Below are 26,583 nucleotides of genomic sequence, written 5' to 3'. Positions count from 1 at the left end.
TGCCTACATTCTCCTCGAACACGTCAATTGGGGTGCAGGCGCCAATTCTATTGGCAACCTTGTGGTTGTGAAACGGAAACCGAGTCGATCGAGATCTCACACGTTGCTAGGTGTCCTGATTCGGGATCAGCTCCTCGCAAGTTCGTATTTTGATGCGGGCGATGGATTGATCCGATCACCCCTTGCCGGCTAATCTGCACAATCATCAGATTCATCAAAGTCGGCAATGTCAAAATCTGACAACTCCATCTCGTATGGAATTCCTGAGGCAGGAAGGCTGGCTCCTCGGAGGGATAGCCCGCACAGTCGGCATTCAAGGTGGTCGGCATAGAAGAACACAGAGACGGCCGTATTGGAATTCCTCGGGACATCCTCGCTGCCAGACGCTCTGGACCACTCCGCTTCCGATGTACCGAAAAGGAGAGCGGTGCATTGACATGCGGGACATTCGATCGGTTGAGATTCGTACCTGTATTCCAGGTCGGTTCCGTTGAGTGCTTCCTCCAAATTCGGGCTTGGAATCGAGTCGCCGTATCGTCGACGGTATTCCGCCTGTGCGGCAGCAATCGCCGCGGAGGTAGCTATTCGGACACGGTCGCTAGATTTGTCTACCAGGTCTTCGATGAGGTCATTGAAGTGTTCATAGAATGATTCGCGCGCAACGTCGAGTTCTTTCAGGATGCAACTCTGCAGCAAGGCAATGTTGATTAGATCGCTGGTTGCGTCCCCTCGAGCTGTGATTCCGATATGCGCCGCGCCGTTCCGGTAGGAAACGAGCTGCTTCAAATCAATCAGAATCGGCTTCATGGAGGGGTTGATCGTCTGGTATCGGGTCAGTGCTTCGCTAACTGAAATTGTTTGAAAAATTGGGGGTGGAATTTCGTCGTCTGGCATCTGCGCTAGGAGCAGTATCGAGTTGAAACTCTTCGGATCTGCGATCAGAACTGGGCTTATCGAGCATAAGCGCGCCTTGAGTAGGTGTTCCAGCCCAATACCGGCGTTGAGATAGAAGGATGAAATTCGTGAGTCTGCGTACGACTCCAGTGCCACCCCGGTGAACTCGCTAGCGGTTCGAATCAAGTTCTTCGTGAGGCGGTTGTTGGCCTGCGGAGAACTCACGTTTCCTTCTGTACGTGTTTTGCTGATTGAGTGTGGACTACTGGAATCTCTTCCCGTAGTAGGCCCTTGATGTGGAGGTGTGCGAGTTCCTCGTGCTCCTCGCATTCGACGCCCCGTGAACTGCTCCTTGCAGATGATTCTGTCGACAGCGAGTCCGATGTGTTTGAAGGCATTGTTGTTGCGCTGTTTCCATGTCTAGTGTCTCTTCGCTGCGGACTCGCCACACTCCGCTGGCATTGGCGCGACTTAGGCGTCATCACGCTCTTTCATAATCGCTGTTCTTGGAGGGGAAAACCCTTGAACTCTCCGTTAAGCATTCGCTCGACTTGACCCGCAAACCCATCCATATCGACAGCGAGTAGGTATCCGCGAACCACGGCGTCCAAGGTCGACCCTTGGTCGAGCGCGATGGCTTGACTGAGCTCGTAGAACAGAGAATGATGACTCCCCGGAGCTACAATTGCGGAATTCAGTGCGTTCCGAAACTCTTCGACATCGACTCTGAGGAGATCGGCGGTTTCTTTGAGGGTATCTTCATTAGCTAGAAGAGTCGCCTTCATTGCGATTTCGGGTGGAAATCGCTTTCCGGTGATATCAGTGATCTCACTTCCGTCCTCGGATGCGCCACTCGGAAACCGGAACCACTCGATCAGATTATAACCAGGTGATTCCGAAATCTGTGAAGACCTGTGCGAGTCCAGGATTTCCTTGTCGGTCATATCGCTGTCCCATACAATCAGAATAGGAACTAGTGGGTGGGCCTCGGACAACGTCTTTGCCGAGGATTGCAGGTGCTGTTTCGCGCCAAGCGAGAGGATCTTTATTCGTCGCCGAACCGGAGTGGAAAGTCGTGTGTTGATGATCTTTTCTGCAACATCGTCTTCACAGACGATGTACAGTTCGGGCAGGTTTGTTCCTGAAATTCCCGCTACTGCCGTTCGTGTGGTTACTCCATTGAAGGACTGAACGACTCCCGAGGTCGTCCTAGCTATGGAGATTCGTGCAACTCGGGGGAGTGCGTCAATGAACCACTCGCTATGTGAAGTGGTTATGATCTGTATGTCCTTCTTGTCGGCAATCTTAACGAGCACTCTTGCTAGGTTCGCGGAGGCGCTGGGGTGGAGTCCCAATTCGACCTCTTCGATTATCGCGATACCGTGCTTTGGGACCCGCTGAAGCTCGGTGAGAATTTGTACTACTGCACCCTCCCCGGTGCCCATGTTGAAACCTGAGTACGGCGCTGCCGACGCGGGTGAGAATCGCGGAAGGTCGTATCGTCCGCTGTGATCTGTCGATGCACTGGAGTAGTCGGTGGCCAGTACTTCAGATAGATACAAGGTGAAGTCGTGGTTTAAGGGAAGCGATTCGGAAGCTTCCGAGGAGAACGCCCGCCGGTGCGCGGAGCTTTCGGCCGGCGCAGCGATTCGCGAGATCCCTACAAATCGGACGGGGCGTTTTGGGCGGCGCTCGTAGTGCATCCACTTTTTGGTTGACCGACGAATGGCGGCCAGGTCGTCAATTTCTGAACCACGAAATGACCATCTAATATCAATTCCAGTCGACGGCGCTTCGCCGTGTGCGACAGAAAAGAAGTCTGTGAACGTGTAGTTTAAATAGCCATAATCTTCTGGCGGGGCGTAACTCAACGCCGCGAGGTGCAGAAGGGTTGTCTTCCCTGTCCCATTTTTTCCGACTAGTACGCTGACAGGATACTCAAAGTTTATTTCAGCCTGACTGATGCCACGAAGGCCAGTAGACTCTTCATGCGAATCAATGTAAATCCCGGTAAGGTCCAGGCTGTCAGTCGATGGTGCATCCCACCGCTTCTGGAGGCGTTTCTCGGTGTTGCTCAGATTCTTACCGGGCATCGTCGTCGGCTCCTACTGCTGCAGCGAAATGCTGATAGGCAAGTTGCATGTCATTTTCACGGTCGACGCCGGTGAATGGTTCCTGGTAGGTAATGCCGTCGACGGTGTGTTCGGCCGGCGTGAGGGAGCCCTTCTTGCGGTACTCGGATGCGAGCCTCGGTGGGAGTTGGCGGCCTGTTGCGTCGTACAAGGCTTCGCGCTCGTACTTCTGTAATACCGGAAACTGGGTGCGGTAGATGGTCAGCAGTTCCTCCGCGCTGATGCCGAGCATGATCGCGACGATCGCGTCGATCTCCACAAGGGCCTGGCGGCGGTCAGCGGCGCGGCGGAGAGGAGTGAATTGTTCCCACTGTGGCTGCGCATCACCGAGTCCGATTCGGGCGGAGTGATCGACTCCGATATTCGGAACCCAAGAGTCCTGGCGCCACGCATCGTCGTACAACGCTTCCCACAACGGTGCATGTGGACGGACCAGGCAGTTGAGTCGGAGAGTGCGGAGTATGAGTTGGGATTCGAGCGGGTGGTTGCGGGTGTGGGGAAGTCGGGACACAACACTCTTGGTCAGGTCGGCGACTCCGGCGACTTTCGCAAAGTAGTCAAGCGGCAGAGATGCCCAGTGTCCCGCAGCGATTGCCAGATCGCGATGTGATTCGAGGGTTGCCGAGAGCATCAGATGCACGTGGGTCGGCCCGGGCGGAAGGATCGCCGGATGCATGCTTCGAACAGTCGCCGCGTCGGCCATCCGTCGCCATGCGAGGCGGAAGAACGATGAACTGGACTCGCCGTGCCACTTTGGGTAAGCGGCGATGTACTCGTCAAAAGGTTTCGATACTTGATAGTTGGTGCGAGGGACGAAGTCACTGCAAATTTCATCAACACTCAGGTCCGACCAGTCAAGGTTGTTTCGCATGGTTGGATTCGGCTGCTTGAATAAGGGCGTCGCCACGCTTACATGCGGTCCCTGAAGGATGACGTCAGTCCACCGTGTGGGGATCTCGGACCGTGACTCGAAGAAGCCGAGTTTTCGATCTCGGTCTTCCTCCCATCCTCGCGTCCAATCGAATTTCATGTCCCCGAACCGCGGCGCGTTCGCAATCTTGTCGAGTACAGCGGCGCTCGCACGGTTAACCGGATAGACCATGCGAGCCTCAGGTGCTAAGGTCCCTGGCTCGTCGATGAGCGCTGCCCACGTCGTGAGCTGTTCTTCCCGAATCGCGATGATTCGCTCGGAATGCGGGCGCAAATCCCAATGCCCTTCAGCGTCCTTGATTCCGGGTGAACTCCCTGATCCGTCATGCGTGAATGAGCGGTCGACAGTGTCAGGGTGATACAGGTTAGAGCCTTGAAGAAAGTCCACTGAAGAATCCCGTCCGTAGACGTGGACACCCCATAGCCGAGTGTGGTTGATCTCGGAGAAGAGCTTCAATTCATTTCGGAACTGCCAATGACGCCTGAGCCGGCGGTATGTCTCCCGGCGAAGCCCGCTTGCGCGAAGCTCCGTGAAGTGGCTCTCCGGATGAATCAACGCTACGGTTCCAGTCGCACTCATCGACCGCCATGTCCGTTCCATAAAGCAGCGGTACAGATCGGGCTGTAGTCCACTCAGGACCGGGCGATCAATTCCAGATCCAAGATTTTCCTTCACCCCGGCCTGCTCGGCCCGTTCGTCGAGGTAGGCCGTGTGAAGGTCGGGCTGGGCGAGTGCTTCGTTGCGTGTCGCGCGCTTAACCGCCTCGGCTGGCTTGTCTGCCAACTGCCACCACGGATCGAACTCCGCCAACACTCCGGCCTCGTCCCAGTCCGGCCGCACCCATGGTGGGTTTCCAACCTGCAGGCCGAAGCCTCCGTGTGCAAATACCGGAGCGAAGTCGAGCTCCCAGTGGAAGAAGCCTTGCTTCTCGGCGATCTCTTGCGCGACATCCAACCACGGGAAATTGTGGTATGCATGGCCGACCGCCATTGCGCGTGACAGCAGCAGGTCGTTCTCCTCGGCGAACCCGAGTTCCTGCCACCTGGTGTCGCGTCCGATGCTTAGCTGTCCGCGTCTCTCGGCGGCAGTCTCCTTCACTGGCACACCGAGTACGGCCTCGAGCCCGCCCACCCACCGATCCCAGTCTGGCGGCTCGACATCTGTGGTGAGCGGCCACGACCAGATCGCGCACCACGCGTCCATCACTCGACGCAGACGCTGGTATGCACCATTCGGATCGCTGAGGACGTTCTCGATCTCCTCACGCGACACTGCCGGTGTGTGCTCGACCGGGTCCGAACCCCACAGGTGAATGTCGCGGCGGATCTCCGATTCTGCGATCGTAAGCCGCCGCAGGGTGAACTCCCACAATGTCTCCACCCGCTGGGCGAGTGCCTGCAGACGCTTGATGATCGGTTTCCTCGGCGACTTGCGGATCTCGTTGCGCCACAGCCGCAGCTTCTCGCGCTTCTCCGGCGCATATGTCTTGGCTTCAGCGGTGTCGATCACTGCACCCCAGCCCTCCGAGGGCAGTAGGAAGTGGTGGATGCCGGCACCGATCTCCTGGCCGAGCGGAACATCTTTCGCCGGCGTCTTGAGCCACTGCTTCTTCGCCAGCAGGTTTGGTACGTATACCGACCGGCGTGCACCGATCAGCGAGTTTCCGCGGCGGAGGTGCAGGCCGAACCACGGGGCCTGCAGGCCAGCGACCATCGTGTCCAGCCAGAGGGAGATCTCGGCGAGCTCGACCGCGGTAGCGTTGAGGTCCACTCCGTACACCTGGTGCAGGGCGATGTGCGCCTTCACCTTCTGCAGCTCGACCGGGTACTGGTCGGCGTCGATCAGCTCGCCGAGATCCTCCTGCTTGCGCTTGAGGTACTCGGCGGCGAGCTGGCGGACGGCCTCGATGGCGAACGCGCCCGACCCGAGCGCGGGCTCGCAGATGGCGAGCTCCAGGATCTCCTCGGGCGTGGTCCGCTCGCCATTCTGATCCAGCAGTTCCTCGAGGGCCTGCGACACAACGAACTTTGTCAGCACCTCAGGGGTGTAGTACGAGGCCGACTGCTGGCGCTCGCGGCCTGCGAGGCGGAACACGAAGGTGCCCTTTTCATGTAGGACCGGCTTCTCTTCGCCGGTTGCCTCGTCGACCTTGCGGACGAAGTCGGTAGGTGAGAGGTGATCGGAGCGGTCAACCGGGACCACCCACGAACCCTTCTCCGGATCTCCGTTCTTCGCGACCTCGTACAGATCTTCCTCGGCGAAGAATCCCGTGTACGACATGAGACCCTCGTACACCGCACCCAGCTGGTTGATGCCCAGCTCCGCGTACGAGATGAAGCCGCGATCCCCGCCCTTGCGGCCCTTCGACTCCTTCGACAACAGTAAATGTTCGAGCACGCGCTGCGTGGCCTCGTTGCCGAGACCCACCTCGTCGATCAGGGCGGTTGCAGTGGGGGAGAACAGGTCTGCGCGCAGTGGCTGGAACTCGAGACCCGGCGCCGGGTCGTCGGGATACTCGTCCCGGACGGCGGGGGTGTGGCCCTTGTCCACAAGCTGGAATAGCTTCGCCAGCGACTCGTACAGATGCGTACCGGTTCGGGACCGCTCCGACACCAGCTCAGTGAGCGTCAGCTCGCGCAGCCGGTCAAGTCCGTAACCCTCCTCGTACTCTGCGGCGCCGGTGGGCAGTACCCGCATCTCGGGCGAAGCCTCCGCATACAGCAGGAACAGGATGCGATACAGGAACCGCAGAGAATGCTTCGCCAGATTCTGTCCGTCGATCCCGTCGAGTGTGAGGTCCTTCGCGGCGCGTCGTTCGACGACCTCATTGGCGATGATCTCGATGGACAGGCGGATGCCCTCACGCAGGTCTTTCGATACCCCGACGGTGTGCTTGACCGAATCCTTGAGCACCCCCGCCCACCACACGTTTCCGTCTGCATCCGGCAGGAGCGCCTGCTTGCCGAAGATGGCTGCGACACGGTCTATCTCGCCGCCCTTGGCCTCATGTCGACGCTCCGCGACGACGAGCAGGTCGACGGCCAGGTAGCGGCCCTCCGCCCAACGTTCCGCCTCGGCGAGCAGCAGCCATTGACCGGCCTGCACCACCACGAATGCTGGCGGCGCATCCGACCGGAACGCTGCCGACACCGCCTTTGGCGCGGATTCGATCGGCTTGCCGTCCTCGACAGCCGCCGTGATCAGAAGACCGGTATCAGGGTCGAGAAGATATTCGATCGAAGCGACAGGAGCCGCCTGCATGAACAGCACCTCGGCAACACCGTCGAGCTTCGCGTTCGGGATCTCCAGCTCGGAGCCCGCGCGCTCGGCGGTGAAGGCCGACAGCGCGGCCGGGTAGCCGAACGTCGTCCGAACCAGGGCATGCACCTCGGAGGCGTTGTCCGGATTCTCGGCGAGCCCGGCAAGTGCGGTCTGCAGGTCCTTGGTGGCGGCGAGCAGGTCGTCGCGGACCGTCGTACGCCCTTCCTTCTTCTCCGCATCCCACAGCTTGCGCAGTTCGAGAACCTTGCCGTGGAACGACTCCTTTGCGGAGTCGGTGGTGAAGTAGTGCTCGCTGATCCAATCCTCGCCGATGACAATGGAATCGAAGGAGGCCACGACTACTGGTCCTTTCCGGTGGTCTGAACGGCGGGAGCAATCAGGAGCAGTGGGCGCACCAACTGCTGAGTGGGGGCGAGAGATTCGGCGAGGCGCTGCTCCTCCGCGATCCGGCGCGACAATGTGTCTACCTTCTTGCGTTGCCCGGCGAAGAGCTCGAGTTGCTCCGCACCTGCATGCCACCGATCGGCGCGCTTGCGCCACCGATCGAGCCGCTCGGTGGCCGCGGACTCCTGGGCATCGAGCACCATGCGCATCGCGGTCGTCGCTTCATCTACGGCGATCGGCACCAGCGTCTGGTACTGCTCGGCGTCGGCGACTGGTCCAGGATTAGCCGATCCCGGCCGCAGGCCCGTGTCAGTGGTGAGGAAGTCGAGATCCTCAAGCGTCTCCACCACACAGAACGACGGATTGGAGGGGCTGGGGAACGAGGCGGTCGAGAACACTCGCGAGATCAACTGACCGCGGCGGTTCATCAACGTGCCCATCAGCAGCACCATCGGCGCGTCTACGTCACCGCGGATCACAAAGATCTGGTTGCGGCCCAACGCGCTCAGCGCACGGTCACTCGCCCAATCGAGGACCGGGTGCAGCGGCCCGAGGTAGTGCGCCTCCGGCCACGTCGTACCCGCGACACCCTTGCCCTCCCGCGCTGCGGCGAGCTGGGCATTACCGATCTCGGGGGAGGTAGCGAGGGTGAGGCGTTCCAGGACCTTGCCGTGTTGCAGGTAGTTCTGCGGCAGCTGACCGAGGCGCTGTCGCAGATCCCGTGGTGGAGTCAGCTCCGCGACCGCATGGTTGGCGTGCACCGTCCAACCCACGCCGCCATCCTCGAGCTTCGCGTTCGGCACGTCGTGGAAGGCGGCCTTGAGTGCTTCGTCGAGGAAGGTGAGGTCGTCGGGGTAAAGGCTCTGTCGCGGGGCCTGCGGCAGCGCGGACTTCGGATCATCCTCGGCGGTCTCGTCGAGGTCGAACTGCGCGAAGTACGCGTCCAGGTCGTCGCCGTCGGCCACGTCGTCGATGTCGCGGATCTGCTCGTTGAGCGTGGACTTGCCGATCAGCACGTCGCGGATCGCGTTCTCCTCGTCGGTCACCGAGTGCTTGCCCATCAGCGAGGCGACATCACCCAGGGTGACGTGTGCCTGATTCTCCCGCTCCAACAGCCGGGAGAGCACCCGCAGGTCGCCGGAGAATTCGGAATCGGACGGCTCAAGGATCAGTGACGAGATCACCGGGGGATGCTTCTGCCCGTATCGGTCGACGCGGCCGTTGCGCTGCTCGATGCGGATCAGCGACCACGGGATGTCGTAATGGATCAGGTGGTGGCACTGCGCGTGCAGGTTCACGCCTTCGGATGCGACGTCGCCGGTGACCAGCACTCGGATCCGGGACGTCTCCAGCTTGAAGCTGTCGACGATCTCCTGCTGTTCCACGTCGGACAGCCCGCCATGCAGCATCGCGATGTTCTCGGGTTTGAGGCCCAACGTCTTCGGCAGGTGCTCGGTGAGCCACCGCAACGTGGCGACGCGCTCAGCGAACACCACCGCGCGCATCGGCGATTTCGCGCCGACTCCGATCTCCTTCAACCGCTGCACCAGTGCAGCCTGCTTGCCGGCCGATTCGTTGAGGGCCTTCGCGTTCAGCTCGTCGAGGGTGGTCAGTGCGGCCAGCTCGACGGCCTGCTCCGCGTTGTGCGGGTCGAGTTTGCTCCGCCGCTGCTTGACCGACTCGGCAAGTGCGGCGGGGGAGGACAGGAATGCCTTCGCCAGCGTCCACGGGAACAACGCTTTCGTCTCACCTGAATACGGGGAACATCCCGATTCCGGGTGTAGCCATGTTTGTGAGAGCTCCTGAGCAACAGCATCTTCTGCCGGCGACGGCGCGACGAGTGTGTGCACAGGCTCGGCACGTTCCGCCCAGTCGCTGCCGACCTCCGCGGACACCTCCGGGTGGTGACGGTGACGGCGGATCAACAGCGACGCGACATCTTCCTTGGTGAACGTCCCGTCGGCCGCGACCGCCGTCGGGTCAAGCAACCGCAGCAGCTCCGCGAACGACTCCTCACGGCCGTTGTGCGGGGTGGCCGACGCAAGGATCAACGCCTCGGTGTTCGGGGCGAGGACGCGCGCCAGTTCGTTGTTCTGGGTGCCGACGTTGGTGAGGTTGTGCGACTCGTCGATCACCACCGCATCCCAGTGCTGACGCTGCAGGTGCGCCTTGTAGCGCGGGCTCTTGAGCGTGTCGATCGAAATGATCGCCCGCTTGAAGTACGTGAACGGGTTGCGGGTGGCCGGCAGCTTCTGGCGCACCTTCTGGATACCCGCCGAATCCAGGCGGACGAACGGGAGCGCGAAGCGACACCATAGCTCGTGCTGCATCTGTTCGAGCACGTGCTGCGGGGTGACGATAAGGATCCGCTCGCCGCGCCCACGCCGCACCAGCTCTGACAGGATCATGCCGATCTCGAGGGTCTTGCCCAGGCCGACCGCGTCCGCGATCAGGATGCGCGGGCGGATGTGTTGCGGGTCGAGGGCCTTCGCGACCGCGGCTCGCTGGTAACCAAGGGAGTCGGCGAGCATCTGCGTCGACACCGTGAGCGTTTGGTCGCCGTAGGGGAACGGTGTCTTGCGTAGCAGCGCTTCGAGCCACAGTCGTGACTTGCGATAGCCCGACGAGTCGTCGGCAATGACCTCGGCCTCACGGGGGTCCTGCACCTCGATCCGGTCGAGGCTCGAATAGAACGTCGCAGTGGTCTCGGAGACCAGCTCCGACAAACCCCGAGCCTTCACCAGCCATCCATCCGAACCCTGTTCGGCGGACGTGACCAGCCACTCCTCGTCGCGAACGACCACGATCGACCCCGGGGCGACGTTGAGCTCCTCGCTCGGTAATGCGGTGGTCATGCTGTGGGTGCTCCTGCTGTGTCGAAGTCGTGATGTATCAACTTAACGTCCCGGAACGAAACAACCGTTACATGGGCGGTTCGTGAGGTCTGTCGGATTAGCCTCGCGCTTTCGTGCTGATTGAGCGAGCGGCCGTGTCGAACACAAAGAATGGTGCCCTGAGCTGGGATAATTCGACTTGCTGAGGGTCGAGTTTCAACCAGTTCGAGGAGCACCATTCCGGTGAGCAAGTCTACGTCCCCCTACCCACACGTGTCCGCATCGGCCAACGGAACCGGCATCGTGTCACATGCCGGCGCCGTCCTGCTGTTGCGCACCGCCGAGAAAACCGGCCTCACCACGGCATTGACGACCGAACTCGCCCGGTTCCGGAAACCGTTGGCACGCCACGATCCCGGCAAGATCCTCCTCGACCTCGCAGTCTCCCTCGCGCTCGGCGGGGACTGCCTCGCCGACATCAACCAACTACGCGCCCAGCCCGAACTTTTCGGCACGGTGGCCTCCGACCCGACCGTCTCCCGCCTGATCACCACCCTCGCGGGTGACGCCGACATCGCACTGGCCGCCATCGGACGGGCCCGCACCGCCGCCCGCGCCCACGCCTGGACCGCCGCCGGCTCCTCGGCACCGGATCACACCATCGACGAGCGGACACCGCTGGTTGTCGACATCGACGCCACCCTCGTCACCGCGCACTCGAACAAAGAACACGCCGCCCCGAACTTCAAACGCGGCTACGGGTTTCATCCGTTATGCGCGTTCGTCGACCACGGTGAGCACGGCACCGGTGAACCCGTCGCGATGCTCCTGCGCCCGGGTAACGCCGGTTCGAACACCGCCGCCGACCACATCACCGTCGTGCAGGACGCCCTCGCGCAGTTGCCGTTCGATCCGGGATATCGGGTCGGGAAGAAGGTGCTGGTCCGGATCGACGGCGCCGGCGGCACCCACTCCTTGATCGAGTATCTGACCAAGCGCAGGCTCTCGTATTCGGTCGGATTCGGGTTGACCGACGCCCACGCCGCCGCGATCGATCTCGTTCCTGATCAGGCATGGACGCCGGCCTACGACTCGGACGGGCAGGTCCGTGACGGCGCTTGGGTCACCGAGATCACCGGGTTGCTCGACCTGTCGACGTGGCCGAACGGCATGCGCGTGATCGTGAGGAAGGAGCGTCCGCATCCGGGTGCGCAGTTGCGGTTCACCGATCGTGACGGACTGCGTCTGACGGCGTTCGTGACCAACACCCGCCGCGGGCAACTGCCCGATCTGGAGTTGCGGCACCGGCGTCGGGCTCGGTGCGAGGACCGGATCCGGACAGCGAAAGCGACCGGACTACAGAATTTTCCGTTGCACGGGTTCGATCAGAATCGGATCTGGTTGGCGCTCGTGCAACTGGCGTGCGAGCTGCTCGCGTGGATGCAGATGCTCGCGTTGACCGACACGACTGCACGCAGGTGGGAGCCGAAACGGTTGCGGTTGCGGGTGCTGTCGATCGCCGGGAAGATCGCCCGGCATGCCCGCCGGGTTCGGTTACGGCTGGCCGCGACGGCTCCTGGTGTCGATGTTCTCGTGGCCGGTCTGAACCGGCTTGCAGCACTACCTGCACCTGTGTGACCTGCACGAATCTTCTTCATCGAGACGAAAGGGACGCTCAGCTTGGGGCCGTGGACCCCGGCGTCACCCGACCGTGTCGGGTAGTCGATCGTGGAAGCACACCGGATCCACGGTTTTCCACGTCCAATCCGAACTGCTCAGGCCAGCGCGTCACCCGCGCGAAAGATTGAGGTTAGTGAGCAAGGTTTGCTTGCGAGGAGGGGGAGTTTGCGTTGAGTGGGCGTCGTTCCGGCAGCAATGGCTGTCCGACCAGGAGTTCGAGATCACGCGGCGACTGGAGAAAGCGTCCCTCGTAGTCGAGATCAACCTCGACGAGGACGAGATCCGCCGAGCTCAGGAAATGTACGGCCGCCAAGCTGCAGACATGCTCCGACTCGGCCGGATCGCCGAGGACGTCATAGCGAAATACCCGGCACTGACACTCGCGATCCTCGTCGGCCAGGCCGCGCTGGGTTACGAACAGCACCGCTACTGGGACGAGTTCTTCACCCGACTCGATCTTGTTGCCAGTGAGGCTCGGCCACTGCTGTCTCAGCTCGCAGAGGCGGGTGCGCCTCTCCCCGGAATCAGAGCTGAAGTGGGAGACGGGTGGGTGGTGGAGATTCTGTGGGAGAGCCTGAAGCTCGCGATCCTCACTGACGCTGATAGCGATCGTGACGAGTGGCTGGCTGTCAACGGGCTACGAATTCATGCCGCTTGAACGCACAGACGCGAGTGCTCTTGTCGCGAAGTTGAGACGAGAATAATCAGGTCGTGCAAATGTCGGTCCGTCGCTGTGTTCTCAGAGTGGCGGGCCGACCATCAACTCCGCTCGAAGCTTCACACGGGAACGGTGATGAAGCGCTCAGTCCTTGATTCCGAGCTCTCTGAGGAGAGACTGAAATACGGGAGATTCGTCGACCGGCCACGCTATGTCGGAGGCGCCCCGAGGGCCGGGCAGGGCAGCCTTGGCCGCAGGAAGGATGTCCGGAAACACTTTGAGAAGGACCTCGATGAGCTGGACTGCCATGTCACGGTCTAATTGGATGGACTGACTGCTCTTCGGCTTGGACTGGCGATAGTCGGAACCGAACGTGCTCAAGTGCAGCAGGCGGGTGTCATCCTCATCGATGATGTTGTAGTAACAATCGACTTCGGTCGGATGTGCTTGGACCTTCTGCGTGCCTGCGGCGATGGAGCGGATGCGAGCCATGGTGGGAGTGTAGCGATCTTCAAGATCGCAGCAGGGATGCCGTCCGGGTTGCAAGGTGGAAAGATTCTGGTGGCCATGGCCACGATGGAGTCGGATCCATCACCGAACAAGATAGCTGGATGGCGGGCCATAGCCGATCTGCCCGTGCTCACGGACCAGTTCACTCGCCCCCGCCGATGGCCCGCTACAAAGGCGTCTCACTTCTTGTGGTCCTCGTCATCTGTCCGAACGACACGAACCCGTCTGAGTGCTGTCAAACTCTGCTCGGGCCCGACCGCCGCTTGAGTTCGTTGACGAGGAGCCCGGCCCCGACACACGGTCATAACGATCTTGCCGTCCAATGCGGCGTTCACGTCTCAAGGCTGTTGAAATTGGTCCAGAATTAGCCGTGGGAAGATCGTCAATCGGATGGTTAGATTGATTGTCCTGCAACTAATTTCACCTGGACCGAAATGGTGAGTGGCTGCGGAGTGGAGGAGAGGCTACAAAATCAAGACTCCGTCAGATCGATCGAGGTTGTAACGGGCCGGTGCGGCCGATCGAACTACAAGTAGAAACCTCGCAGAACGGACACGTATCCATGCTTCCACCCTCCGGATGGCATCCAGACCCGCACGACCCACGCCAGTACCGCTGGTGGGACGGTCAGCGGTGGACGTCGTCGACATATCCACGCGCAGTTGTTGGTGCAGTGCCAGTTCCAGCCACTACCGCTGCGGATTCTCCGGGGCCAACGGCAGAGCCGCCGAAACGCAAATTCGACAAGTGGAAGCTCCCGGTTGTCGTACTGTCCATACTGGTGGTTATGGGCATTGGCTCGCTTGTTGTGAAGAACAGTGATAACTCCCGCTCGACGGCCGCCGAACGGACTACTGTGGCGTACACAGCTCCGTCAACGACACCACGTCCGGCCACGGTTCGGCAGCCCACCAGCCCCGCTCCGGCTTCTGCACCCGTAGCAGCAGTTGCTCCCCCTACCTCACCAGCGGCCCCAGCTGTTCCATCAGGTCTTGGAAAACCCTATCGTGACGGCAAGTTCGAGTTTGTTGTCCACACGTGGGATGGTGCGACAGCATCGATCGAAATCAGGAACATCGGAGATCGTCCACAGACGGTATCGGTGAGCTCGCTATATCTCATAGATAGAAATGATCGAAAGTTCGAGCCGGAGTTCGACTGGACGTCGGATTTAGTGTTAGCCAGCCTGAATCCAGGACAATCGGTATCCGGGAATCTTACATATGTGCTCAGCGGTGCTACAGCGTCACACCTCGAACTACACGACTCGATGTTCTCGGGCGGTGTCGATGTCCCACTTCGGTGACCGACTCGGGTCGGTTCAGCGGCCGAGTGCTGTGAGGTGGTTGTATACGGAGTACGGCACTCGCCGTGACTTGTTCCGAATTCTCGCGGCAACGACTCGGCACGATGTGAGGATGGGATAATGAGGTTGCGTCACTACTTGGTCTCGCTCTTCGCGGTTCTCGCAATTGTTTCCTGCGCCTCGTCGGGCGATGAGCCTTCTCCTTTCGATCAAACGGTCGCGGAGAGTGTGGCGGCGGAAGCTCCGAGTTCGTCAGTACCGACGACTCGTGCCGTCCCGCGTGCCACTGAGCCGGCAGCCTCGATGGCTGAGCAGCATGAACGGATGACATCGACGAAGTGTCGTGATGACGTCGATCCGGTGCAGTGCATGTATGACCGGCAGGCGTATCTCGAGTTCTTCGAACGTTCCGCTGCGCAGAGTCTGGATCCCTCCTACGACGAAAGCCTGAATGGAATGTTCGAGACTCTGTACGGTCAGCACGCTGAATTCGTATCCAAGGGGTGCCCAACTGACCCATCAGCGGAGGGATGTTCGTTTGCCATCATGTTCTCGGACATTGGGATGACCGCGCTTGGTGTGATGTTCTCTGTGAAGTGAATCTACCTGGAAGGCTTAAGGAGCGCCGAATCCATACGTGTAGGTCTCCTCTTCCCAGTTCATAGTTGCGTGGTATTTGTATCCGCTCCTGGAACCGTTCGGATTGACTTCCGTGGCTGCGAAACACTCGAGTACAGTCGTGAGGGCGAGAAGGTCATCTACCGATCCTCCGCTGACCGGAGAACATGATACGGAGATTACCGGCCCATCGATTATCGATGAGTTTGCGTGGCCCTCGGCCATTTCCATGATGCTGGACTCGACTTGAGTGATGCTCATGCGTCGTATCGCCCTTTCGGCCTCTTCGCGCCGCTCTCGATCGGCGTTCTCGGTAGCGATTCGTTCGGCTTCTCTTTGCTGCGCCTCGGAAGTTGCAGATTCGGCGGCTGCCATTTCGGTCCTGGCATTGGCATCGTGGCTGAGTTTCATGGCGAGACCAATTCCCAGCGCGAGAATGAGGCAGGAGACTGTTATCCACCCAACCTTGCTGTGTGCAAGCGTTTTCCATTGTGGAGGCTGGGGTTCAGGATTGGGGAGATCGAGCCACTGCGCGCCGTCCCAGTATCGCTTTTGCCCGTCAGGATCCGGATACCAACCGGGGGCCGCATTGTGCTCCTCGTGCATGGCTCGCACCTCCAGGAAACGGCAGACTCTACTTCTGCGCTCTGGTTCAGCGTATCGCCACACGAAGTAACTGGTGTCTAATCAAGAAGTCAAGATGAGCATCCCCTGCTTGAGCCGCGTTGTGGATGAGGAGTCGATGCGGCCGTTAGCCTCAATCTTTCGCGCGGGTGACGCGCTGGCCTGAGCAGTTCGGATTGGACGTGGAAAACCGTGGATCCGGTGTGCTTCCACGATCGACTACCCGACACGGTCGGGTGACGCCGGGGTCCACGGCCCCAAGCTGAGCGTCCCTTTCGTCTCGATGAAGAAGATTCGTGCAGGTCACACAGGTGCAGGTAGTGCTGCAAGCCGGTTCAGACCGGCCACGAGAACATCGACACCAGGAGCCGTCGCGGCCAGCCGTAACCGAACCCGGCGGGCATGCCGGGCGATCTTCCCGGCGATCGACAGCACCCGCAACCGCAACCGTTTCGGCTCCCACCTGCGTGCAGTCGTGTCGGTCAACGCGAGCATCTGCATCCACGCGAGCAGCTCGCACGCCAGTTGCACGAGCGCCAACCAGATCCGATTCTGATCGAACCCGTGCAACGGAAAATTCTGTAGTCCGGTCGCTTTCGCTGTCCGGATCCGGTCCTCGCACCGAGCCCGACGCCGGTGCCGCAACTCCAGATCGGGCAGTTGCCCGCGGCGGGTGTTGGTCACGAACGCCGTCAGACGCAGTCCGTCACGATCGGTGAACCGCAACTGCGCACCCGGATGCGGACGCTCCTTCCTCACGATCACGCGCATGCCGTTCGGCCACGTCGACAGGTCGAGCAACCCGGTGATCTCGGTGACCCAAGCGCCGTCACGGACCTGCCCGTCCGAGTCGTAGGCCGGCGTCCATGCCTGATCAGGAACGAGATCGATCGCGGCGGCGTGGGCGTCGGTCAACCCGAATCCGACCGAATACGAGAGCCTGCGCTTGGTCAGATACTCGATCAAGGAGTGGGTGCCGCCGGCGCCGTCGATCCGGACCAGCACCTTCTTCCCGACCCGATATCCCGGATCGAACGGCAACTGCGCGAGGGCGTCCTGCACGACGGTGATGTGGTCGGCGGCGGTGTTCGAACCGGCGTTACCCGGGCGCAGGAGCATCGCGACGGGTTCACCGGTGCCGTGCTCACCGTGGTCGACGAACGCGCATAACGGATGAAACCCGTAGCCGCGTTTGAAGTTCGGGGCGGCGTGTTCTTTGTTCGAGTGCGCGGTGACGAGGGTGGCGTCGATGTCGACAACCAGCGGTGTCCGCTCGTCGATGGTGTGATCCGGTGCCGAGGAGCCGGCGGCGGTCCAGGCGTGGGCGCGGGCGGCGGTGCGGGCCCGTCCGATGGCGGCCAGTGCGATGTCGGCGTCACCCGCGAGGGTGGTGATCAGGCGGGAGACGGTCGGGTCGGAGGCCACCGTGCCGAAAAGTTCGGGCTGGGCGCGTAGTTGGTTGATGTCGGCGAGGCAGTCCCCGCCGAGCGCGAGGGAGACTGCGAGGTCGAGGAGGATCTTGCCGGGATCGTGGCGTGCCAACGGTTTCCGGAACCGGGCGAGTTCGGTCGTCAATGCCGTGGTGAGGCCGGTTTTCTCGGCGGTGCGCAACAGCAGGACGGCGCCGGCATGTGACACGATGCCGGTTCCGTTGGCCGATGCGGACACGTGTGGGTAGGGGGACGTAGACTTGCTCACCGGAATGGTGCTCCTCGAACTGGTTGAAACTCGACCCTCAGCAAGTCGAATTATCCCAGCTCAGGGCACCATTCTTTGTGTTCGACACGGCCGCTCGCTCAATCAGCACGAAAGCGCGAGGTTAGGCAAGGTCATCTGGAGTTGGCGACATTGGTGTAGGGATCAGAATCTCGATACTGACGATTTGCTAGGCCGCAGCTGGTGTCCGGCACCCACACCTCACGGCCCGCCCGTGCTCGTCGTCCGGCAACCACCCATACTCATCGCACGCCCCGCACTTGTCCGGCACCGACCGTGGCGCCGCCAACCCCTGCCAGAGTGGAATCCAGGCCTGCGCGAACCTCATGGGATTGCCCGGACGATGCACCGATTTTGCCGCCGCAACCAACGCCGACACCCCATGCACCTCGATCAGCTCGTCAATCGCTGCAGCCGCCTCGGGTTTGAGATATGCGAACGTCGCCGTCAATCCTGCATGTCGACACGCCGCCGCAAGGCCGGCGATGTCGGGACTGAGCGGGACGTTCAAAGACCGTGACGGGCGGTTGGTTTCAGTCCTTGGTCTATCAGTACTGATAAGAGCGCCTGGATTACCGTCGTCCGCGTCGCCGCGGGTCGGTTTTTCAGGCCCCGGGATGATGACGGGCTCTTCGTAGATGGTCTGGACGGTGCACCACTGGCCGAGCTCGTTCTGAAACTTCTCGCGCGCGAGGTAGCCGAGTTCGGCGAGCTCGCGAAGTGCGGAGCGGATGGCATCGCGCCCTTCTGTCGGCGACTGCGCGGCGATCGAGTCCGATCGGGTGCGCCAATCGTCCGGCTTCGACAGGAGCCAGATCAGTACGCCGCGCGCACGGAAGGAGAGGCGGTCGTCGTTGAGGACGGCGTTACTCAGGATGGTGAAGTTGCTGGCCAGGCGCGGTCCACGACGCACCCCACCAGCCAAGGTATTCTTGGCCACGTTCGACTCCTTGTAAGTCGGACAACCGGCCCGTCGGGAGCTGCAACTCCTGGCGGGCCTTCTTCACTTGGGACGCCGCTCGGATTGTCGGCGATCTTGGAATCTTGGCACCGTTCGTACAGCGAACGCAAGACCTTGGTCGAAAATCGCGTGGGTGCAGCAGATTACGAGAGCAATTCGTGTATTCACTGTCGAAAGTGGCAGCTCTCGCTGAACCGGCTTCAGGCCTAACTCGAGACGATGGTGTTCTGCCGCCTCCAAATTAACCAGCGACCGTCCCGCTTAACGAAAATATACAGCGCGTTCATCTCCGGCGGATTACCGTCGTCGGCGTCCTGCTTCGTCGACCATGCGTTCTTCCGAGCGGCGATGACATCGGGAGACAGCGCGGCGACGTCGCTCAGGTCGTAGTAGGCCGTCGACTCGTTCAGGTAACCGGCGGCGAGCGCGTCCTCCGACACCTTCTGGATTGCTGCGCGTCCGGCGAGGACCGCACCTCGTGCATTCACGACGATCGCGTCGTCGGCGAGATGAGCGTTCATCAGTGATGCGTCGTTGGTGTTGAAGCCATCCTGCACGTCGCGGACGATTGCCTGGATCTGCTCGAGGTCGTGGGGGTCTGGAGTAGTTGTCATGTGGGCGACAGTAGAACCTCGAGTGAACTCGAGGTCAAGGGTTTGGGTGGGAATCCGTGGGGTGCGCCGGTTCATCGTCCGCGCAACCCACGGTGCCGTCAACAACAGCAGGCAATCGGTGGCCGTGGCTCAACCCGCAACGAGCGCCGGGTCCCGAAGGCCGATGCCGCACTGCTGTGCGTTCCAGCTCTCGGACGAGTGCAGAGCCCCCTCTCCCAGGTGGAACCGTTCGGGCCGCACACCGAGTGTGTTGCGTCGTCGCCACCGGGAAGTGGACCGAAGCGCGACGTGCGGGCTTCGGGGTCGACGAGGCATCGTGAGCAAGGCAGGGGTCGCTTTCCGCCCACGAGCCTATAGGTTGTCAGGATGGGACGGTCGTCCTGTGCCGATCCAGTGGATCCCGTAGGGACCGGGCGAATACGGCTCGGGCAGATAGCGAGGATAGAACTCGCCGGTGTGCCAGGCTCCGGCGACCGATTCTGGATCGTCGGGTCGGAATCCTCCTCGCACCGTGGGGAGATGTTCGCACCACCCCACGAGGACGGAGTTGTCGCGGCCCCAGACGCGCACCACCAGGGTCATGATCGAATCGGCCCAGGTCAACCGTTCGATTTCGTAGACGCCGGTGTCCCACGGTCGCGCCGACAGATGCTTGGTCAGTGCGGACAGAAATCGCATGTCCCAGTCCGCCTGCTCGAAGTCCCCGTGCCGCACGGTCGGCGATAGCCACTCTTCATCACCAAGCTCGGCCGTGCTGTAGTACTCGTGTTGGTAGTCGTCGTCGCTGTCTCGGTTGCGGTCCATGGCCGGATTCTTTCAGCGCAGCGCGACTCTTGTCGGTGAACCGGTTCCGGATTACTCGGCGGTACGCCGATGCGCCCAAGGCCTAAACGTGGTCGTGTCGAGTGTTCGTCCGTCGCCTGCAGTGTTCCCGCTACATTTCCATTCATACGCGCGGGCCATAGCCGGTGTGTATGGCTGAGAATGTAGCGGGAACAGCGGGGCGGCAGGTTATTTCGAGGTCGTTTGCGTTCGGATGGTGCTATCGGTCAGCTGTGGGCCAGTGCGGGTTCGCGGATGTCGATGCCGCGTTCCTGTGCATTTCCGAGTCGTTGCTCGGTGACGTTCGAGTACACGTGCACATGACTGCGCTCGCACCACGCGGTGACGTGTTCACCGACGGCCGGTACCTGGTCGCTGCTCAGCAGAATCGCGAACGACTCGGATGTGGACGACTGGATGTGCACGATGCGTTCGCGGCCGGTCGGTTCGATGAGCACGACCCTGCCGTCCACACGCCAGATCTCCGAGGAGTGGAGAGCTCCATCTCCCAGGTGGAACCGTTCGGGCCGCACACCGAGTGTGATGTCGTCGTCGCCACCGAGAAGAGGACCGAAGCGCGACGTGCGGGTTTCGGGGTCGACGCGGAAGAGATTCATCGGAGGAGTGCCCACGAAACCTGCGACGAACAACGTCTGCGGCTGCCGGTACAGCTCATCGGGGGTGCCGAGCTGTTCAATGCGCCCCTTGTTGATGACGGCGATACGGGACGCCATTGCCATCGCGTCGGCTTGGTCGTGGGTGACGTTGATGCCGGTGGCACCCACCGACTGCAGCAGTCCCGCGATCTCCACGCGGAGGGCGGCGTGGAGCTGGGCGTCGAGCCCGGAGAGCGGTTCGTCGAGCAGCACGATGTTGCTGCGCCGAGCGAGCGCCCTGGCCAGCGCGATGCGCTGACGCTGCCCACCCGACATCTGCCGAGGCTTGCGATCGAGGAGGTGCTCGACCTGCATCCGGGTGGCGATGTCGGTGGCGCGAGCGTCTGCCTCCGCGCGGCTGAGCTTCTTCCCGTGTCGCAGGCCCAGGGTGATGTTCTCGCGACTGCTCAGATGTGGATAGAGAGCGTAGCTCTGGAAAACGATTGCCACATCACGCTTCTCGGGCGGGATCCCGTTCTGCGGCTCACCTCCGAACCGGATCTCGCCTGTGTCGACGGCCTCGAGGCCGGCGATGATCCGTAAGAGGGTGGATTTGCCGGAACCGGACGGTCCGAGGATGGCGATGTTCTCACCGGACTGGACGTCGAGGTCGATATCTGCGAGTGCCGCGACGTCGCCGAAGGTCTTGGTGACACCCGAGATCTGGATGGCGGTCACGACACGGCTCCTACGATTGCGTTGATGGACTCGACTGCGCTCTGCACGGTGCTTTCGGCGTCCGCGCCGGTCTGGAGCTGCTGGTTCATCACTTCGATGATGTCGTAGATCTCGGCGGTGTGCGCGCCCGGGAACCCACCCCACTGGGTGAGTTCGTTGTCGAAGGTCCACGCGAACGTCATCTGCGGGGTCGCCTGGTCGGATGCCAGAAGTTCGTCGCGAGCAGTGGTGTCCACGGGGATGTAGCTGCGCTGAGTGCCCGACGCCTGCAGCACGCTCTCCGGGGTCAGGATCTGCCCGATGAGCTCATTGGCGAACGCTGCGCGGCAGGGATCTTCCGAGAGGACCATGTAGCCGTTGCCGCCTGCGGGCAACGCGCGATCCTGGTTGCCGTCGACGGTCGGCAGTTTGATGGGCATCCAGTCGAACTTGTCGCCGATACCTTGGCTGATTGCCGCGATGTTGGACGTGGTGACCATCGAGATGGGCAAGGTGCCCGAGGTGAAGATGTCCATGGCCTGGGTGGCGTCGGGAATGCCTGCCTCCCACCCGTTGCTGCCGAGGTCGGACGAGATGCGCAGTGCGTCGACACCGGCAGCGTCACCGAATGCTGCGGCGCCTTCGGAATCGACGAGAGTGCCGCCGGAAGCCTGGATGAGTCCTTGCGCAAACCACTCGAGTAGGCCCGTAGGAGCGATCGAGACGGACGGCGACCCGGTCTTCGTGGTGACCTTCTCCGCGACACGCAGAAGATCGTCGTAGGTCTTGATATCTTCGGCTGCCCCCGCGTCGGCCTCGTCGAGCAGGTCCTGGTTGACTACTATGACCGGCGCGGAGATCTGCGCGGGCGCCACATAGGTGACACCGTCGCGAGCTGTGCCGGCGCCGAGGAACTGCTTCTGGTAGGTGTCGGCCAGAACCGAGGAGTCGAAGGGGACGGGGTCGTAGGCGTCGACCCAGAACTGCATCTGTCCGAGTCCGGTCATGATGAGGTCGGGGCGGTTGCCCACGGCGATGTCGGCGACGATCTGCTGGGTGAGATCGTCGTAAGACGTGGACGCTGCGGGTTCCGCGTCGAACGTCAGGCCCGGGTATTTCGCTTCCATCGCTTTCACGGCAGCAGCCATGGATTCGGTGGCCACCGAGTTGAATGCGACGTCGATGACGGTTCCTTCGACGGCGCACTGGTCGACATCGACGGCAGCGGCCACCGATGCTCCGTCTGCGGGCTGATCTGTCGTGGTGGTGCCGGCGCCGCCGCACGCGGCGAGACCGAAGGTGAGGGCTGTTGCGGTGGTGCCGACGAGGACACGTGTACGGGAACGCATGAGTCTGTTGCTCCTGTTGTGGGGTGTGGGGGTAGTTATCCGGTGATTTCGGTACCGCTCATGCCCCGCACGAAATGCTTCTGGGCGACGAGGAAGATGACGACGATCGGCACAGTGACGATCGCGGCACCGGCGGCAAGCGCGGGATAGTCGAATCCGGTGCTGGCGTCCTGGAAGATGGACAATGCCAGTGGGGGAGTCTGGATCTCGGGGCTTCGTGCCACGAGAAGGGGCCACATGTAGTCGTTCCAGTGAACGAAGATCGAGTACACGCTGAAGGCGGCGATACCGGGCATCGCGATGGGCGTGACGATGCTGATCATCGTGCGGATCGGCCCCAGTCCATCCATCTCGCATGCCTCGAACAGCGCCGCGGGGATGGACATCATCTGGTTGCGGATCATGAAGGTACCGAGCACCGATGTGGCGAACGGCAGGATCAGCGCGGCCAGGGTGTCGCCGAGTCCGACCTGGTTGAGGCCGATGAACAGCGGAATCATCGTGACCTGCGCCGGTATGAGCAGGCACAGCATGACGAACCCGAACAGCTTGCCGGTCCACCGCGCACGGTGCACTGTCAGCACGTACGCGGCCGGGATGCAGGTCAGCAGTTGGAGGGCCAGGATGCCGAAGGTGACGAGCAACCCCACCACCATGGCGTTGCCCAGCGACGCATCGTTCCACGCGCGGGCGTAACCGTCGAAGGTGATGCCGTCCGGCAGCAGGGAGAATCCGGTGCCGAATACCTGGTCGTGGTCTGCAACCGAGGTGCGGAGCATCCAGTAGAAGGGGAACAGCGAGATCAGGAGTGCGACGGTGAGGAGTACCCACCTGCCGGTCCGTAGGGCAGTGTTCATCGTTCGGCCTTTCCGGAGAGCATGCGTCGCTGCCAGATGCCGACTGCGAGCAGCGCCACCACCATCAAGAAGGACAGCGCCGACGCCGCGCCCAGATCGAAGTACTGGAAGCCCATCCGCCATGCCATGGTCAGGATCAGTTCGGACGAATGCTGTGGGCCGCCGTCTGTCATCACCCGAACCGTGTCGAATGCCTGGACGGATTGGAGGACGGCCATGACCACGGCGAACACCACGGACGGCTTCATCACGGGCAGCGTGATCTTCACCAGTCGCGTCCACCCGTTGATGCCTTCCATGCGTGCGGCCTCGTGCATGGTGTCCGGGACGGTCGCCAGGCCGGCGAAGAAGATCATCATGGTGAACGACGCGGTCCGCCAGATTCCGACGAGTGCGACGGTGAGCAGCGAGTAGTCCGTGCTGCCGAGCCAGTTGATCGGTGCGACGCCGATCATGCCCAGCAGGGAATTCGCGACGCCGCTACGGAAGTCGAACATGAACGTGAAGACCACGGCCATGGCGACCAGGTTTGCGGTCATGGGCAGGAAGAGCAGGGTACGAACCAGTGCCCTTCCGCGAGTGAGGGAATCGGCGAGCAGCGCCAGCAACAAACCGATCGCGAGGCTCGGGATGATCGTGCCCAGCGAGTACAGGACGGTGTTGGTGATCGCCTGCCACACCCGAGAGTCGCCGAAGATCTTCTGGTAGTTGGCGAATCCGACGAATGCCCATTCGCCGCCGGCCAGCGGAATGGAGAACCAGCTTCCGATGAACGTGAGAACCGCCGGGAGGAAGATGAAGACGGATGCCAGGATCGCCATGGGCGACACCATGATCACCGGGGCCCACCGACGCCATGCCGAGGGACGGTAGTCGGATTGCTTTGCGTCGGTGGAAGAGGACGGTGGTTTCTTCTCCTCGACCCGCGAGCTGAGCGTGGCGGTCACAGCAGCGCCTCTCGGTCCATCGCGAAGACGCCACCGTCCAGTCCGAACCCGATGAGGAGGTGCCCTGCGTCGACCAGCGGCGCAGCCACGGGCACACCGGCAGAAACGCTGGTGAGCGGTACGCCGTCGAGGGAGTACGTCCGGATCGTTCCGTCCAGGCAGGGAAGGAAGATCGTGTCGTCGAGCACCAGTGGCGGTGCGAGGACAGAACCGGCCTGCTTGGAGTAGGGCTGCATGGGGAACGGGGCGGCCGAGTCGATTTCGAGGTCCCAGAGGATGTGCCCGTCGGTGCGATCGAGCATCGTGAGCCCGCGTCCCACGACTGTCACGAGGATGCCTCGATCGGTGACCACCGGTGAGGTTGCACTGTAGTTGCCCGCATGCTCCGCCACCCACGTCAATGTTCCGGATGCGGCATCCACCGCGACTGTCGCTGAGTATCCGGGCAGGAGCACCGTCTCGGTCGCGGCGTCGTACGCGGCGGTGCCCATGACCAGCAGGCGCTTGGTCTTCCGGAAGTCCGCCGACGATTCCGCGGCAGCCTGCGTCCACAGGTTGTCGCCGGTGTCCAGACTCAACCCGATGGGATGTTCGGGGCTGGGCCAGAAACCTGCCACCACCAGGTCGTCGACGATCAGGGGAGCGGTATGACTCACGAGATTGTGATGGGGAGCCAGATCGGTCCGCCGCCAGAGGACACTGCCGTCGGCGACGTCGATACGGCGCAGGTCGGCCTGATCTCCGACGACCACACTGCCGTCGGCCTTCGACGGCGCTCCCCACGCGAAGCGTCGCAGAGGGTCGGGTGACGGACAGGTCCACAGCAGCGTGCCGTCGGCCCGGTCGTAGCCCGACACGTCGCCGGTGACCTCGACACCGACCACGACATCCCCGACGACCGTCGGGGCAACCTTGACAGACGACGAGGTGTGCGCGGTCCACAGGACGCGGCCCGTGTCGAGTTCGAGTGCCTCGACGGCTCCGCCCGGCGAGTCCTCGATCTGTGAGCCGACGAAGACCCGGCCTTCGTCGATCGACACGCCTTGTCGATGACCGCCGCCGGTGAGGAAGGTACGCCAGCGGACGGCCTCGACTGTCGATGCATTCGGTGCGGAGGCGATGGTGGACTTGCTCAGAACAGGGGCGAGTCGGGCGTCGTCGCACGAGTGGAGTGCCACGGTGTCGAGGGTGAACTCCGTGCCGTCCCAGACTGCTCGTCGCAGCGATGGCGGACTGTAGTCCAGTCCGGCGAAAAGCGTGGGCGCGGTGTTGACGTGCAGCGTGCCGTCCACCCGTACCACCCGCGAGGTGTGCCAGTGGCCTGAGAACGTGGCCACGGGCGGGCGAGGAACCTTAGTGAGCAGGGTGTCGTTCGGCTGGTCGTGGAACAGCAATGCCCACGGAGTGTCCGCAGACACCAGCGCCAGGTCGTTGCGGAGCCACTCTTCCTGAACAACGTTGTCGAGCCCCAGCTCGTGGGTGTGCCAGTCCATCGCGACGACGTGCAGGCCCGGAATGTCGAAGCTGTACCACCGGGGACCGAGATGGCTTTCGTAGGCGGAGGGGTCGGCCGTGTTCGTGAGGTAGTTGTTCGGGGAGATCACCGTCTCGCTGCGGCCGTTCATGTGATCGTGGTTTCCGGGAATCGCATGAACAGGAAGGGGGCTCGCTGCGAGCGCCTCGACCAGAGCTTCGTACTCATCGGAGACTCCGGTGTCCACGAGGTCGCCGGTGAGGAAGATCGCCTGTGCGTCGGGCAAGGTCGTCGGGAGCGAGCGCAGGAGTGTCGTGAACTGGTCCGACAGACCACCTTCCGGGTACATCGAGCGCCGTTTGCGTTCGGTGCCTTCCGCCACGCCACCGGGAACGCTCAGGTGCGTGTCGGTCAGATGCACGATTTCGAAAGGCAAGCTCTGCTGATGTTCCACGAGGTCGAAATCGACGGGTCCGGGCGTGGCGGGAAACCACCAGCGGGTAGCGGTGAACCCTTCGGGACGGGAGACGAAGACGAATCGTCCTCGTTCCGGGAGCGTGTATGCGCCGTTGTCGTCGCTGCGGGTGGTGTCCTGTCCATTGGAGACGATCACTCCGGGAAGGCCGATTCTGTCGGCGCCGCGGACTGTTCCATGCATGTTTGTTGCACCTTGCATT

General features: G+C 62.0%; 19 protein-coding genes. 4 read left to right on the top strand and 15 right to left on the bottom strand.

Going from position 1 to position 26,583, the window contains the following annotated elements; genetic code table 11:
• Positions 1–189: 189 nt before the first annotated feature.
• The 4 genes from ACZ46K_RS23795 to ACZ46K_RS23780 form a co-directional block, all read right to left on the bottom strand.
• Complete coding sequence (locus ACZ46K_RS23795; RefSeq protein ID WP_464745094.1) at positions 190–1,119, bottom strand: hypothetical protein; 930 nt, start codon at positions 1,117–1,119, stop codon at positions 190–192.
• A 266-nt stretch (positions 1,120–1,385) separates the two neighbouring features.
• Positions 1,386–2,987 carry an ATP-dependent nuclease gene (locus tag ACZ46K_RS23790; RefSeq protein WP_464745092.1) on the bottom strand — a complete coding sequence of 534 codons (1,602 nt, stop codon included), beginning with the start codon at positions 2,985–2,987 and terminating at the stop codon, positions 1,386–1,388.
• A complete protein-coding gene (locus tag ACZ46K_RS23785; protein ID WP_464745090.1) occupies positions 2,977–7,575 on the bottom strand; it encodes a DNA methyltransferase family protein in 4,599 nt (1,532 codons plus the stop codon). Before ACZ46K_RS23785 ends, ACZ46K_RS23790 begins: the two co-directional genes overlap by 11 nt.
• A 2-nt stretch (positions 7,576–7,577) precedes the next feature.
• Positions 7,578–10,478 carry a helicase-related protein gene (locus ACZ46K_RS23780; RefSeq protein ID WP_054810171.1) on the bottom strand — a complete coding sequence of 967 codons (2,901 nt, stop codon included), beginning with the start codon at positions 10,476–10,478 and terminating at the stop codon, positions 7,578–7,580.
• A gap of 222 nt (positions 10,479–10,700) precedes the next feature.
• Between ACZ46K_RS23780 and ACZ46K_RS23775 the strand changes: the two genes are divergently transcribed.
• Both ACZ46K_RS23775 and ACZ46K_RS23770 read left to right on the top strand, forming a co-directional pair.
• Positions 10,701–12,095: an IS1380 family transposase gene (locus ACZ46K_RS23775; protein ID WP_054811013.1), complete on the top strand. Its 1,395-nt coding sequence runs from the start codon at positions 10,701–10,703 to the stop codon at positions 12,093–12,095.
• Positions 12,096–12,270: 175 nt separating this feature from the next.
• Positions 12,271–12,795 carry a hypothetical protein gene (locus ACZ46K_RS23770; protein WP_054807653.1) on the top strand — a complete coding sequence of 175 codons (525 nt, stop codon included), beginning with the start codon at positions 12,271–12,273 and terminating at the stop codon, positions 12,793–12,795.
• Positions 12,796–12,939: 144 nt separating this feature from the next.
• Here the strand turns inward: ACZ46K_RS23770 and ACZ46K_RS23765 are convergent, their stop codons facing one another.
• Positions 12,940–13,287, bottom strand: coding sequence for a hypothetical protein (locus ACZ46K_RS23765; RefSeq protein WP_464745088.1), 348 nt, complete (start codon positions 13,285–13,287; stop codon positions 12,940–12,942).
• Positions 13,288–13,867: 580 nt separating this feature from the next.
• On the opposite strand from ACZ46K_RS23765, the gene ACZ46K_RS23760 reads away from it, so the two are divergent.
• Together ACZ46K_RS23760 and ACZ46K_RS23755 are read left to right on the top strand one after the other, a co-directional pair.
• Complete coding sequence (locus tag ACZ46K_RS23760) at positions 13,868–14,611, top strand: DUF4352 domain-containing protein (protein WP_464745086.1); 744 nt, start codon at positions 13,868–13,870, stop codon at positions 14,609–14,611.
• A 120-nt stretch (positions 14,612–14,731) separates the two neighbouring features.
• On the top strand, positions 14,732–15,211 hold the full coding sequence (locus ACZ46K_RS23755; protein ID WP_464745084.1) for a hypothetical protein: 480 nt from the start codon (positions 14,732–14,734) through the stop codon (positions 15,209–15,211).
• A gap of 15 nt (positions 15,212–15,226) precedes the next feature.
• Here the strand turns inward: ACZ46K_RS23755 and ACZ46K_RS23750 are convergent, their stop codons facing one another.
• The 10 genes from ACZ46K_RS23750 to ACZ46K_RS23705 all read right to left on the bottom strand — a co-directional run bounded on the left by ACZ46K_RS23750 (position 15,227) and on the right by ACZ46K_RS23705 (position 26,564).
• Entirely contained in the window at positions 15,227–15,835 is a 609-nt protein-coding gene (locus tag ACZ46K_RS23750; protein WP_054810792.1) for a DUF2510 domain-containing protein, read from the bottom strand.
• A 321-nt stretch (positions 15,836–16,156) separates the two neighbouring features.
• The gene (locus ACZ46K_RS23745; protein WP_054811013.1) at positions 16,157–17,551 is read right to left on the bottom strand and encodes an IS1380 family transposase; all 1,395 of its coding nucleotides are present in this window, start codon (positions 17,549–17,551) and stop codon (positions 16,157–16,159) included.
• 187 nt (positions 17,552–17,738) lie between these two features.
• Positions 17,739–18,509, bottom strand: coding sequence for a replication protein (locus ACZ46K_RS23740; RefSeq protein WP_464745082.1), 771 nt, complete (start codon positions 18,507–18,509; stop codon positions 17,739–17,741).
• A 227-nt stretch (positions 18,510–18,736) separates the two neighbouring features.
• Positions 18,737–19,144, bottom strand: coding sequence for an SgcJ/EcaC family oxidoreductase (locus tag ACZ46K_RS23735; protein ID WP_054805288.1), 408 nt, complete (start codon positions 19,142–19,144; stop codon positions 18,737–18,739).
• A gap of 351 nt (positions 19,145–19,495) precedes the next feature.
• Positions 19,496–19,948 (bottom strand): hypothetical protein, encoded by a 453-nt coding sequence (locus tag ACZ46K_RS23730; RefSeq protein ID WP_054809699.1) that lies wholly within the window; start codon positions 19,946–19,948, stop codon positions 19,496–19,498.
• A 245-nt stretch (positions 19,949–20,193) separates the two neighbouring features.
• Positions 20,194–21,300, bottom strand: coding sequence for an ABC transporter ATP-binding protein (locus tag ACZ46K_RS23725; RefSeq protein WP_464745079.1), 1,107 nt, complete (start codon positions 21,298–21,300; stop codon positions 20,194–20,196).
• The gene (locus tag ACZ46K_RS23720) at positions 21,297–22,628 is read right to left on the bottom strand and encodes an ABC transporter substrate-binding protein (RefSeq protein ID WP_464745077.1); all 1,332 of its coding nucleotides are present in this window, start codon (positions 22,626–22,628) and stop codon (positions 21,297–21,299) included. Before ACZ46K_RS23720 ends, ACZ46K_RS23725 begins: the two co-directional genes overlap by 4 nt.
• Before the next feature lie 35 nt (positions 22,629–22,663).
• Positions 22,664–23,485: a carbohydrate ABC transporter permease gene (locus tag ACZ46K_RS23715; protein ID WP_199233166.1), complete on the bottom strand. Its 822-nt coding sequence runs from the start codon at positions 23,483–23,485 to the stop codon at positions 22,664–22,666.
• Positions 23,482–24,432: a carbohydrate ABC transporter permease gene (locus ACZ46K_RS23710; RefSeq protein WP_464745076.1), complete on the bottom strand. Its 951-nt coding sequence runs from the start codon at positions 24,430–24,432 to the stop codon at positions 23,482–23,484. The genes ACZ46K_RS23715 and ACZ46K_RS23710 overlap by 4 nt, the downstream gene beginning before the upstream one ends.
• Positions 24,429–26,564 (bottom strand): outer membrane protein assembly factor BamB family protein, encoded by a 2,136-nt coding sequence (locus ACZ46K_RS23705; RefSeq protein ID WP_464745074.1) that lies wholly within the window; start codon positions 26,562–26,564, stop codon positions 24,429–24,431. Before ACZ46K_RS23705 ends, ACZ46K_RS23710 begins: the two co-directional genes overlap by 4 nt.
• Positions 26,565–26,583: the final 19 nt, after the last annotated feature.

The sequence above is a fragment of the Rhodococcus sp. JCM 9793 genome (assembly GCF_055380405.1).
This window is presented reverse-complemented; position numbering and strand designations above follow the sequence as displayed.

What these genes read in the sequence shown, in the direction of transcription:
- ACZ46K_RS23735 (WP_054805288.1), bottom strand. Translation starts at nt 19,144, where the DNA reads ATGACAACTACTCCAGACCCCCACGACCTCGAGCAGATCCAGGCAATC.
- ACZ46K_RS23765 (WP_464745088.1), bottom strand. Translation starts at nt 13,287, where the DNA reads ATGGCTCGCATCCGCTCCATCGCCGCAGGCACGCAGAAGGTCCAAGCA.
- ACZ46K_RS23715 (WP_199233166.1), bottom strand. Translation starts at nt 23,485, where the DNA reads ATGAACACTGCCCTACGGACCGGCAGGTGGGTACTCCTCACCGTCGCA.
- ACZ46K_RS23790 (WP_464745092.1), bottom strand. Translation starts at nt 2,987, where the DNA reads ATGCCCGGTAAGAATCTGAGCAACACCGAGAAACGCCTCCAGAAGCGG.
- ACZ46K_RS23705 (WP_464745074.1), bottom strand. Translation starts at nt 26,564, where the DNA reads ATGCATGGAACAGTCCGCGGCGCCGACAGAATCGGCCTTCCCGGAGTG.
- ACZ46K_RS23750 (WP_054810792.1), bottom strand. Translation starts at nt 15,835, where the DNA reads ATGCACGAGGAGCACAATGCGGCCCCCGGTTGGTATCCGGATCCTGAC.
- ACZ46K_RS23780 (WP_054810171.1), bottom strand. Translation starts at nt 10,478, where the DNA reads ATGACCACCGCATTACCGAGCGAGGAGCTCAACGTCGCCCCGGGGTCG.
- ACZ46K_RS23755 (WP_464745084.1), top strand. Translation starts at nt 14,732, where the DNA reads ATGAGGTTGCGTCACTACTTGGTCTCGCTCTTCGCGGTTCTCGCAATT.
- ACZ46K_RS23720 (WP_464745077.1), bottom strand. Translation starts at nt 22,628, where the DNA reads ATGCGTTCCCGTACACGTGTCCTCGTCGGCACCACCGCAACAGCCCTC.
- ACZ46K_RS23760 (WP_464745086.1), top strand. Translation starts at nt 13,868, where the DNA reads ATGCTTCCACCCTCCGGATGGCATCCAGACCCGCACGACCCACGCCAG.
- ACZ46K_RS23730 (WP_054809699.1), bottom strand. Translation starts at nt 19,948, where the DNA reads ATGGACCGCAACCGAGACAGCGACGACGACTACCAACACGAGTACTAC.